This window comes from Aminobacter sp. BE322 (assembly GCF_050433525.1).
GTDB lineage: Bacteria > Pseudomonadota > Alphaproteobacteria > Rhizobiales > Rhizobiaceae > Aminobacter.
Genome location: NZ_JBNPXB010000003.1, coordinates 124,110 through 134,979, shown reverse-complemented (window position 1 = coordinate 134,979; position 10,870 = coordinate 124,110). Strand labels below are relative to the sequence as shown.

Below are 10,870 nucleotides of genomic sequence, written 5' to 3'. Positions count from 1 at the left end.
ATCCCCGCAAACCGGAGCGCGAGCCGCGACTTTTCGGCCCGTCCATGCCGATGCGCGCGCCGCTCGTCCCGCCATTGTCGGCAGCCCGCTGGCTGCTGGTCCTGATCGTGGCGGCCGGCATCTATTTCTTCCATGGGTTCCTCGTGCCGGTGCTGGCAGCGCTTGTCATCGCCTTCGCCAGCTGGCCCATCTACCGCCGGCTGCTCGCGGCCGTCGAAGGCAACCGCACCATCGCCGCCACTTTGGCGCTGCTGTTCATCGTCGCCTTCCTCGTGGTGCCCATCTCCTTTGCCTCGACCTATGCGGTGAACGAGATCCGCGAATGGTTCGCCTGGGCGGTGAACACCAACCGTCAGGGCGCGTCGACGCCTGCGTGGATCGCCAACCTGCCGGTCGTTGGCGAGTGGCTCAACGAGCAATGGACCCGCAACATCGGCCATCCGGGCTCGATCGGCGAACTGTTCCAGCTCTTCAGCGGCGCAAATATCGGCAGCATCTACCGCGGCGTTCTCGCCGCCGGTGGCAGCGCCTTCAGCATCCTGCTCACCATGCTGTTCATGCTGATCGCCCTGTTTTTCACCTATCGCGACGGCGAGGCGTTCGTGGGCCAGCTCGACCGGCTCGGCGAGCGCATCCTGCCGATGCGATGGGAGCGCATCTCGCGCGTGGTACCCAAGACCATCAGCGCCACCGTGATGGGCATGACGGTGATCGCGATAGGCGAGGGGGTCGTGCTCGGCGTCGCCTACTGGATCGCCGGCGTGCCCTCGCCGGTGACCCTCGGCGTCATCACCGGCTTCATGGCGCTGATCCCCGGCGGCGCGCCGCTGTGTTTCACGCTCGTCTCGGTCTATCTCCTCGCCAGCGGCTCGCCGATTGCCGGCGTGGCCCTGTTCGCCTGGGGTTCGATCGAGCTTTTCATCGTCGACAAGACGCTGCGGCCGAGGCTGGTGGGCGGCCCGATCAAGCTGCCGTTCCTGCCGACCTTTTTCGGCCTCATCGGCGGCGTCAAGACGATGGGCCTGCTCGGCCTGTTCATCGGGCCGGTGCTGATGGCGCTGCTCGTCGCCATCTGGCGCGAGTGGATCCGCGAGATCGAACTGACCGACGAGGCCGCGATCGTTGCCGCCAATGCACCGACCGAGGGCGCGGCCGAAGCGGCGGGCGACGATGCGCCGGCCAAGCGGACGCAGGCCGGCTAGCAGCCGCGCGGGGGCTAGGCTGCCTGTTCGATGACCGCGCCGGCGCGACGCTTGCGGCTCTGGGAAAGCTGCCAGGCCGAGTGGGCGACGAGCGTCACGATCAGGATCGCTCCGCCGATCAGGCTGTTGGTCGTCGGCACCTCGGAAAAGATCATCCAGACCCAGATCGGCGCGAGCACCGTCTCCAGGAGATAGAACATCGCCACTTCCGGTCCGGAGAGATACTTCGGGCCGTTGGCGAGGCAGAAGAACGAGATCGGCATGATCACCGCGCCGTTGAAGATGATCCACCACGGCGCCTCGACCTGAAAACCGGTCTTGGAGACCATGAAGGCCGCAACCAGGCAGGGAAACAGCACGCCGACCAGGGCGGTGAAGCCCATGTCCTTGCCGCTGGAGCGCGAGATGGTGATGGCCGAGGCGATGCAGAAGGCCGATACGACCGCCATCAGGTCGCCGAAAACGTGGCCTGTCCCGATCGAGCCTCCGACGATGACGAGCACGCCGCCGATCATGAACAGCATCGCCAGCGTGGTTGCCGGGCGCGGTCTCTCGCGCAGGAATATCCACGACAGTAGCGCCGCAAAGACGGTGTTGAAGGCCAGGATGAAGACGAGGTTTGCCGTGGACGTGTTGTAGACGGCGGTGATGAATGAAATGGAGCCTATGCCGTAGAGGCTGGCGACCACCAGGCCTGCCTTGCCGGGGATGAGCTGTGGGGCATTGCGGTCGAACGCGCGCCAGACCAGCCAGATGACGATCGCGGCAAGGAAGGTGGTGCCGCTTCGCATCATCAGGATCGACCAGTTGTTGCCGGCCGCCAGCTTGATGAGTGGAATGTCGACGGTCAGCGCGAGGCCGCCGATGCCGGTGAGCAACAGCCCTTTGGTGTGGTTCGAATGGACGTCAGCCACGGTTTCCTCTGCCAGACGGTCGACGGCAGCGTGGAAACGGGCCGGACGTGATCAGTTCTAGCCTTCGAAGCGCTCCCAGCCCTTGGGCGCGAGATGCTCCTGCGGCTTGAAGCGTATCTTATAGTTCATCTTGCGTGAACCGTTGACCCAGTATCCGAGATAGACGTGGGGCAGGCCCATGGCGCGGGCGCGGGCGATGTGGTCGAGGATCATGAAGGTGCCAAGCGAGCGATGGTCCATCTCCGGATTGAAGTAGGAGTAGACCATCGACAGGCCATCCGACATCCTGTCGGTCAGGGCCACCGCGATCAGCTCGCCCTGGCCCTTGCCGGTGATGAAGGAGTCCGGGCCGCGGCGGCGGTATTCGATCACCTTGGTGTCGACATGGGTGTCTTCGACCATCATGGCGTAGTCGAGCACGGTCATGTCCGACATGCCGCCCTTGCGGTGGCGGGCATCGAGATAGGCGCGGAACAGCGAATATTGCTCCGTCGAGGGCTCCGCGTCATGCATCGCCCCGATCAGGTCGGAATTGTGTTCGATCACCCGGCGCATGTTGCGTGTCGGCACGAATTCCTGCGCAAGGATGCGCACCGAGACACAGGCGCGGCAGGTCTCGCAGGCCGGACGGTAAGCAATGTTCTGCGAACGTCGGAAGCCGCCCTGGGTCAGCAGGTCGTTCATCTCCGGCGCCTTGTCCCCGACGAGATGCGTGAAGACCTTTCGCTCGAATTGCCCTTCGAGATAGGGGCAGGGAGAAGGTGCCGTCAGGAAGAATTGCGGCGAATGGGTCGAATGCTGCGTCATCGAGCGTCTAGAAGACTCCCCACGAATGTCCCCTAGCTTGGCGCCGACTGCGAAAAATTCAACATGAATGTGAAGGCGGACTGCAACTCGCCTTCACATTTTAGCGCGAAAGCATGATTTGCCACGCCAAAAGGCTCAATCAGCGGTCGCTGCGGCTGACCACGGTGCCGAGCAGCAGGTCGTGCAGCGTGCGCTTGCGGTCGGAAAACAGCGTGACCAGCAGGACAAGCGGGGTGAGCATTACGTTGCCGGCCCAGAACAGGACCGAGTGCACCACCGCAAGCAGCCCGTCGATCGGGCGGCCGTCGAGGCGGTCGAGGCGGATGCCCATGATGCGCATGCCGGTGGTCGCCTGGTTGGGGCCGCCAAGCGTCGTCCACACGTAGACGAGCGCCACGAGCGGCAACAGTATGCCGAACAGCGCCCAGCCAAGTCCGAGTGTCAGGATGCCCAGGAAGAACACGACGATCGCGAACGGGATCGTCAGCAGTCCGACGAGCAGGTAGTCGATCAGGAACGCCAGCACGCGACGCGTACGCACGCCGTCATATGCCCGGACGTCGTCGAGCCGGTTGGTGATGATTTCGCCGTCCAGGACGCGTGCGGTCATTCAATCCTCTGCATGCAGGCGACGGTGCCCGCGTGGAAGCAGATGGGGGGGGTCATATGGGAATTCAAGATTCCCGCTTCGCAACTTCAGTGGCGATGCGTTCGATCGCCTTGCGCAGTGCCGGCAGGTTGTCGGGTCACGACCGCCCAGACAATGGGGTCTGCGATCCTATGGTACTCGTGTCTCGGGACGTTGCCGATTCCGCGTATTTGCTTCCACGGGATCTCGGGTTCGGTCACGAGCAACTCGTCCGGTAGGTGCCGTGCCGCTTCCGAAATGATCTCGATGCCGCGTTGGACGCCGTGCTTCAGCAGCCAATCCTGTTCGTAGTCGTGGAGCGTCTTGTCTGACGTTGCCTTCTCGATCCCGTCGAGTGCTGCAAGAATTTCCGCGAGGATAGGCCCGTCTTTGCGTCGTGCCATCAGAACACGCGAATGGCCGTGCGCTCGATGTCAGCCTTCAATTGCGGATGCAGGCTGTTGCGCGTCGTGACATCGATTTCCGTCGCCATCGCCTCTTCCAGAAGCTGTTTGATGCCGACGAGATCTATCAGCGAGAAGCGGCTGTCCGGATCGTAGTCGATGAAAAGATCGAGATCGCTGCCGAATGACGACTCGTCACGCGCCGTCGAGCCGAACAGGTATAGCGACGTCGCGCCCATGCCTCGTATGGCTTCGGCGTTCTCTCGTAGTCTTCTCAGGGCTTCCGATCTGTTCATGTCCGCATACTACAACAACAGCGGACCACGTTGTAGGAGCCGCCGGCTCACCCCTTCAGCATCGCCGCCACTTCCGGCGCGAAATAGGTCAGGATGCCATCGCAGCCGGCGCGCTTGAAGGCGAGCAGGCTCTCGATCATGGCCTTCTCGCCGTCGATCCAGCCATTGGCGCCGGCAGCCTTTATCATCGAATACTCGCCCGACACCTGATAGGCGAAGGTCGGCATCCGGAACTCGTCCTTCAGCCGCCGGATGATGTCGAGATAAGGCAGGCCGGGCTTGACCATCAGCATGTCGGCGCCCTCGGCGAGATCCTGCTCGGCCTCGCGCATCGCCTCGTCGGAATTGGCGTGGTCGAGGTAGTAGGTCTTCTTGTCGCCCTTGAGCAGCCCTTGCGTGCCGATCGCCTCGCGATAGGGGCCGTAGAAGGCCGAGGCGAACTTGGTCGCATAGGACATGATCGCCACGTCCTGGAAGCCGTTGTCGTCGAGCGCGTCGCGGATCGCGCCGATGCGGCCGTCCATCATGTCGGAGGGGGCGATGATGTCGGAACCCGCCGCCGCCTGCAGCACCGCGGCCGCGGCCACCTGCGCGACCGTCTCGTCGTTGACGATGATGCCGTCGCGCAGGATGCCGTCATGGCCGTGGCTTGTGAACGGGTCGAGCGCCACGTCGGTGATGATACCGATCTCCGGAACCGCCGCCTTGATCGCGCGGGTGGCGCGATTGATGATGTTGTCCGGCTCGAGGATATGGGCGCCTGTCTGGTCGCGCAGGCCCATGTCGACATTGGGGAAGGTGGCGAGCGCCGGGATGCCGAGCTTGGCCGCGCGTTCGGCTTCCTTGACCGCGAGATCGACGGACATGCGGAAGACGCCGGGCATCGCCGGAATGGCTTCCCGGCGATTTTCGCCGTCGACGATGAAGATCGGCCAGATCAGGTCGTCCACCGTCAGGCGGTTCTCCTGGACCAGGCGCCGCGACCAGTCCGCCTTGCGCATGCGGCGCAGGCGGCGGCTGCCGGTGATCTCGTCGACGCTGCGCGCGCCGGCTGGCTTGGCGGGGGTGAACTTGTTCATCGATGGTCTCCGGATTGTGCGGTTTTTAGCATGCCGGTTTGCCCAAGACCAAGCGGCGCGATGGCACCTGCGGCATTGACGCACCCACGCGCAGCACATTAGCTCTTCGAACCCGGCTTCGATGTGAGGGAATCTCTTGGTTATTGATTTTGGCGGCGGCGATGAAATCCGCTTCGAGCGGACCGGCAGGGCCGGCATCGTTACGCTGACGCGGCCGAAGGCGCTGAATGCGCTGACCCACAACATGGTGCTCGCGCTGTCGCGCGCGCTCAAGGCCTGGGAGCACGACCGCGAGGTGGCACTTGTAGTCGTCAAGGCCGAGGGAAGGGCGTTTTCCGCCGGTGGCGACATCATGAATGTCTACGAAAGCCGCAATACCGGCGCTCCGCCCGTCCAGTTCTTCGCCGATGAGTACCGCCTCAACGCGCATGTCCAGCGCTACGCCAAGCCCTATCTGTCGCTGATCGACGGCATCGTCATGGGCGGCGGCGTCGGCATCTCGTTCCACGGCTCGCACCGGGTCCTCACTGAAAACGCCCAGTTCGCCATGCCGGAAGTGGGCATCGGCTTCTTCCCGGATGTCGGCGGCAGCCATCTGCTGCCCGACCTCGGCAGCCATTTCGGCATGTATCTGGCGCTGACCGGCAACCGCATCCGCTATGGCGACGCGCTCTGGTCGGGGCTGGCGACGCACACGATTGCGGCCGAAGGCATCACCGGCCTGCTCCAGCGCCTGTGCGAGACCGGCGAAGCGGAAGCCGTACTGCGCAGCTATTTCCAGGCCGCCAGGCGTGAAACCGACCGCGACGCGCTGGAAGCCATCGCGCGGCATTTCGCCAAGCCGGCGCTCGAGGACGTCATTGAAAGCCTGCAGGCGGAGGCCGGATCGAGCGAGTTTGCGGCCAAGACGCTCGCCACCATCCTGTCGCGGTCGCCCACGAGCCTGTTCGTCGCCTTCCGCCAGGTGCGCGCCGGCCTCACCATGTCTATGGAAGACTGCATGCGGATGGAGTTCCGCATCCTCAATCGCATGCTGGCGGGGCACGACTTCTACGAAGGCATCCGGGCCGTCCTCGTCGACAAGGGGTCGACTCCCGAATGGAAGCCGTCGCGTATCGAGGATGTCGACCCGGCCGACATCGACCGCTATTTCGAAACGCTCGGCGACAGGGAACTCGTCCTGTGATCGACAGCGTCAACCGCCTCCAGGAAATGCACCCTTCGACGCTGGAAAACGCCTTTGCCTGGTTCCTGCGCGTCGTCGCCGGCTATTGCCTGCTGTTCGGCGTGCTCTACTGGGTTCGGCTGATAGGGCTCTACGACGCCACCTTGTGGCGTTTCGACCTGATGCCCTTGCACTGGCAGGTCGCGTCGGCCACGCTGGCGGTGTTCTTTCCGTTCGCGGCGATCGGCCTGTGGATGCTGTCGTCCTGGGGCCCGGTGATCTGGTTCATCTGCGCGGCGTTCGAGACGGTCATGTATGCGGGCTTCCCCGATCTGTTCGGCGGCCGCCCGCTGATCGTCGTCGCCCATGCCGTGGTCGCGCTCGTTTACGCGACCTTCCGGGTCCTGCTGCACCTTCAGCAGCGCCGGGCGGCGGCCCAGTAGCAACGCGTTCAAGGCGTTGCCGGGCATTCGGTAAAATTCAAGGTTAATTTTTCTTACGCGGAGGGGCTTTCATTAACCCTCTTTCGAAACCAGTGGCTGGTAAGCCCTTGTTAAGCCTGACGTTTAAGTCGAATTTTATGGGTATTCGATAAGTTCGCGCTCAAGGTGAGATCAAACAAAAACTCACCAGGCGACAAACGAGAGGCAAAAACAATGATCACTTCGCGTCAGGCGGCCAAGCCCGTCATGAATTCTGAGGATCGCAACGAGGCGATCCGTTCGCTTTACTTGGAATCGCTCCAGCTGGTCGAAAGGTTGCATCGCCGTCTACTTGACGTTGTCAAGGACGAGTTCGATCGCAACGGCCGCAGCGACATCAACGCGATCCAGGCGTTGCTGCTGTTCAACATCGGCAATGCCGAGCTGACCGCAGGCGAACTGCGCTCCCGCGGCTACTATCTCGGCTCGAACGTCTCGTACAACCTCAAGAAGCTGGTCGAGCTCGACTTCATCAACCACCAGCGCTCGCGCATCGACCGTCGCTCGGTCCGCGTCAGTCTGACACCGAAGGGCCAGGAAGTGGCCGAGGTCGTGGCCGGTCTCTACGAGCGCCATGTCGGCTCGATCGAGCAGGTCGGCGGCATCAACACCGACGAGTTCAAGCAGATGAACCGGGCCCTGCAGCGCCTCGACCGCTTCTGGAACGACACCATCGCTTACCGGATGTGACACAACGGCCGCCGCTTGTGGCGGGGAGCGGGGCAATAGGGGAACAGGGCAGCGAAGCAGGCATCCCGGCCTGTTGCCCTATTGCCCCTCTCTCGCTGCCGCAGGCGAGCCTGGCCGAACCATCCGAAGGAACGACCCTCCAGTCGCTGGGCCGGTTGCAGAAATGCACCGGCCCTTCCTTTTTCTGTAATGTTGCCGGCCGTCGGGGCGGCACAGCCATGTTGCCGCCATATTCGGGTGAAAACCGAAAGCGATCTGTGATGTGCCAGTAGCTGCCTTTATGTGGCCGTCAGCAACCCGGTCGTCGATGCCGCGCTTCCGGCGCGGGCTGTTCCGGGTTATGGTTGGCTAATTGTTAAGCATGGCCGTCATACCGTTGCGGGATATTCTCCCGCCCTCGAAGTTGCGCGAAAATGTCTGGGACGCCCATGAAAACAAGTCGCCGTTTCTTTCTCTCCGGTGCCGGCGCTATCGCCATGGCAGCCTTGTCGGGCGCTGCAAGTGCCCAGGACGTGATCGGTGAGGTGCTCGGCTCGTCGCGTCGCGGCAACTGGGACGACGAGTTCGATGCGCGCGTGACCCAGGGCGGCAAGGTCGCCACCACGCTGCCGATCTTTTCGCCCCAGACGGTCGGCTTCGTCCAGCAGGCCATCGCCCAGTACCAGAACATCGTCGCGCAGGGCGGCTGGCCCGTCGTGCCGGCGACCAAGAAGCTTCAGCTCGGCGTGGACGATCCCGATGTCGCGATCCTGCGCCAGCGCCTGATGGTGTCCGGCGACCTGTCGCCGCGCGCCGGCATCTCCAACTCGTTCGACACCTATGTCGATGCGGCGCTCAAGCGCTTCCAGGCTAGGCACGGCCTGCCGTCCGACGGCGTGATGGGCCAGTACACCTACGCTGCCATGAATGTCAGTGCCCAGGTGCGCCTCGGCCAGCTCGAGACCAACCTCCAGCGCCTCCAGGCGCAGGCCGGCCAGCTTGGCGACCGCTATGTGAACGTCAACATCCCGGCGGCCCAGATCGAGGCCGTCGAGGGCGACCGCGTCGTGCTCCGCCATACGGCGATCGTCGGCAAGGTCGACCGGCAGACGCCGATCGTCGCCTCGAAGATCAACGAGATCGTCGTCAACCCGTACTGGAATGCGCCGGTCTCGATCGTCCGCAAGGACATCATTCCGCTGATGCGCAAGGATCCCGAGTATCTGACCAAGAGCAAGATCCGCCTCATCGCGCCGGACGGCAGCGAGGTCGATCCGATGACCGTCGACTGGTCGACGGAAGAGGCCGCCAAGTACCTGTTCCGTCAGGATCCGGGCGCCATCAACGCCATGGCGTCGGTGAAGATCAACTTCCCGAGCCCCGATGGCGTCTACATGCACGACACGCCGCAGCAGAGCCTGTTCGACAAGCTGATGCGCTTCGATTCCTCGGGCTGCGTGCGCGTCCAGAACGTGCGCGACCTGGTGACCTGGATTCTCCGCGACACGCCCGGCTGGAGCCGTCAGCATTTCGAGCAGACCATCAAGTCGGGCGAGAACACGCCGGTTCCCGTCACCAATCCGGTGCCGGTCTACTTCACCTACATCTCCGCCTGGTCCACCGGCGATGGCGTCGTCCAGTTCCGCGACGACATCTATGGCCGCGACGGTGTCGACGAACTGCAGATGACCTCGGCGCTCTGAGCCGGTCGTCCGCCAACTCGGACAAGCTGAAAAAAAAGCCGCCCCAGGGCGGCTTTTTTGCTGTCGGTCCAAATGCGACCACGAAATTTCGCACTTCGCGTGGCGACGCAGGGGCAAGTATGTTAATGGCCCGCCGAACCTCCACGATGCCCCCACCGGACAGCAAGGATCAATTGCCGATGGCCGTCTCCAAAAACCTCGAATCCTTCTTTGGCACCCCTCTTTCGGAGTCCGATCCGGAGATTTTCGGCTCGATCCGCAACGAACTCGGTCGCCAGCGTCATGAGATCGAACTGATCGCTTCGGAAAACATCGTTTCCCGTGCCGTGCTCGAGGCGCAGGGCTCGATCATGACCAACAAATATGCCGAAGGTTACCCCGGCAAGCGCTATTACGGCGGCTGCCAGTTCGTCGACGTCGCCGAGGAGCTCGCCATCGAGCGCGCCAAGAAGCTGTTCGGCTGCAAGTTCGCCAACGTGCAGCCCAACTCGGGCAGCCAGATGAACCAGGCCGTTTTCCTCGGCCTGCTGCAGCCGGGCGACACCTTCATGGGCCTCGACCTCAATTCGGGCGGCCACCTGACCCACGGCTCGCCGGTCAACATGTCCGGCAAGTGGTTCAAGGTCGTCTCTTACGGCGTGCGCAAGGACGACCACCTGCTCGACATGGACGAGATCGAGCGCCTGGCCCACGCCCACAACCCGAAGCTCATCCTTGCCGGCGGCACCGCCTATTCGCGCGTCTGGGACTGGCAGCGCTTCCGCGAGATCGCCGATTCCATCGGCGCCTATCTGATGGTCGACATGGCCCACATCGCCGGCCTCGTCGCCGGTGGCGTGCACCCGTCGCCGCTGCCGCATGCGCATGTGGTCACCACCACCACGCACAAGTCGCTGCGCGGCCCGCGCGGCGGCATGATCCTCACCAATGACGAGGAAATCGCCAAGAAGATGAATTCGGCGGTGTTCCCCGGCCTGCAGGGCGGCCCTCTGATGCACGTCATCGCCGCCAAGGCCGTGGCCTTCGGCGAGGCGCTGAAGCCGGAATTCAAGACCTATGCCCATAACGTCGCGGCCAACGCCAAGGCGCTCGCCGAGAGCCTCAAGGAAACCGGCCTCGACATCGTTTCGGGCGGTACCGACAACCACCTGATGCTGGTCGACCTGCGTCCCAAGAACGCCACCGGCAAGCGCGCCGAGGCGGCTCTCGGCCGCGCCAACATCACCTGCAACAAGAACGGCATCCCCTTCGATCCGGAGAAGCCCTTCGTCACCTCCGGCGTTCGTCTCGGCACGCCGGCGGGCACCACCCGCGGCTTCGGCGAAGCCGAGTTCCGCGAGATCGGCCAGCTGATCGCGGAAGTCCTGGACGGGCTCAAGGTTGCGAACTCCGACGAGGGCAACGCCGCGGTTGAAGCCGCCGTCAAGCAGAAGGTCGTCAACCTGACCGGGCGCTTCCCGCTCTATCCGTATCTGGGTTGAGCCTGGGCGCTTCGGCGCGACCCCAATGACGAAGCCCCGT

12 protein-coding genes are annotated in these 10,870 nt (G+C 63.6%); 6 read left to right on the top strand and 6 right to left on the bottom strand.

All coding sequences use genetic code 11. The features are described from left to right. Window positions 1-44: 44 nt before the first annotated feature. Window positions 45-1,202 (top strand): AI-2E family transporter, encoded by a 1,158-nt coding sequence (locus tag J2X50_RS06825; RefSeq protein ID WP_429093745.1) that lies wholly within the window; start codon window positions 45-47, stop codon window positions 1,200-1,202. A 14-nt stretch (window positions 1,203-1,216) separates the two neighbouring features. On the opposite strand, the gene J2X50_RS06820 is transcribed toward J2X50_RS06825, so the two are convergent. From J2X50_RS06820 to hemB, 6 genes are all read right to left on the bottom strand, one after another. Beyond that, the gene (locus tag J2X50_RS06820; protein WP_429093210.1) at window positions 1,217-2,116 is read right to left on the bottom strand and encodes a DMT family transporter; all 900 of its coding nucleotides are present in this window, start codon (window positions 2,114-2,116) and stop codon (window positions 1,217-1,219) included. Window positions 2,117-2,173: 57 nt separating this feature from the next. Continuing rightward, window positions 2,174-2,923 carry an arginyltransferase gene (locus tag J2X50_RS06815; RefSeq protein ID WP_429093208.1) on the bottom strand — a complete coding sequence of 250 codons (750 nt, stop codon included), beginning with the start codon at window positions 2,921-2,923 and terminating at the stop codon, window positions 2,174-2,176. Window positions 2,924-3,062: 139 nt separating this feature from the next. Next, a complete protein-coding gene (locus J2X50_RS06810) occupies window positions 3,063-3,533 on the bottom strand; it encodes an RDD family protein (protein ID WP_429093205.1) in 471 nt (156 codons plus the stop codon). An 86-nt stretch (window positions 3,534-3,619) separates the two neighbouring features. Next, window positions 3,620-3,955: a HepT-like ribonuclease domain-containing protein gene (locus J2X50_RS06805; RefSeq protein WP_429093202.1), complete on the bottom strand. Its 336-nt coding sequence runs from the start codon at window positions 3,953-3,955 to the stop codon at window positions 3,620-3,622. Next, window positions 3,955-4,251 carry a nucleotidyltransferase family protein gene (locus J2X50_RS06800; protein WP_429093199.1) on the bottom strand — a complete coding sequence of 99 codons (297 nt, stop codon included), beginning with the start codon at window positions 4,249-4,251 and terminating at the stop codon, window positions 3,955-3,957. The genes J2X50_RS06805 and J2X50_RS06800 overlap by 1 nt, the downstream gene beginning before the upstream one ends. 47 nt (window positions 4,252-4,298) lie before the next feature. Then, window positions 4,299-5,330, bottom strand: a complete 1,032-nt coding sequence (gene hemB, locus J2X50_RS06795) for a porphobilinogen synthase (protein WP_429093196.1) — start codon at window positions 5,328-5,330, stop codon at window positions 4,299-4,301. 142 nt (window positions 5,331-5,472) lie between these two features. On the opposite strand from hemB, the gene J2X50_RS06790 reads away from it, so the two are divergent. The 5 genes from J2X50_RS06790 to glyA all read left to right on the top strand — a co-directional run bounded on the left by J2X50_RS06790 (window position 5,473) and on the right by glyA (window position 10,830). Beyond that, on the top strand, window positions 5,473-6,516 hold the full coding sequence (locus J2X50_RS06790; RefSeq protein WP_429093743.1) for an enoyl-CoA hydratase/isomerase family protein: 1,044 nt from the start codon (window positions 5,473-5,475) through the stop codon (window positions 6,514-6,516). Between the two features lie 26 nt (window positions 6,517-6,542). Then, window positions 6,543-6,938: a DUF6163 family protein gene (locus J2X50_RS06785; RefSeq protein ID WP_429093741.1), complete on the top strand. Its 396-nt coding sequence runs from the start codon at window positions 6,543-6,545 to the stop codon at window positions 6,936-6,938. Between the two features lie 213 nt (window positions 6,939-7,151). Next, complete coding sequence (gene ldtR, locus J2X50_RS06780; RefSeq protein WP_347966861.1) at window positions 7,152-7,667, top strand: transcriptional regulator LdtR; 516 nt, start codon at window positions 7,152-7,154, stop codon at window positions 7,665-7,667. Window positions 7,668-8,095: 428 nt separating this feature from the next. Continuing rightward, on the top strand, window positions 8,096-9,349 hold the full coding sequence (locus J2X50_RS06775) for a L,D-transpeptidase family protein (protein ID WP_429093193.1): 1,254 nt from the start codon (window positions 8,096-8,098) through the stop codon (window positions 9,347-9,349). 179 nt (window positions 9,350-9,528) lie between these two features. Then, a complete protein-coding gene (gene glyA / locus J2X50_RS06770) occupies window positions 9,529-10,830 on the top strand; it encodes a serine hydroxymethyltransferase (protein ID WP_429093190.1) in 1,302 nt (433 codons plus the stop codon). Window positions 10,831-10,870: the final 40 nt, after the last annotated feature.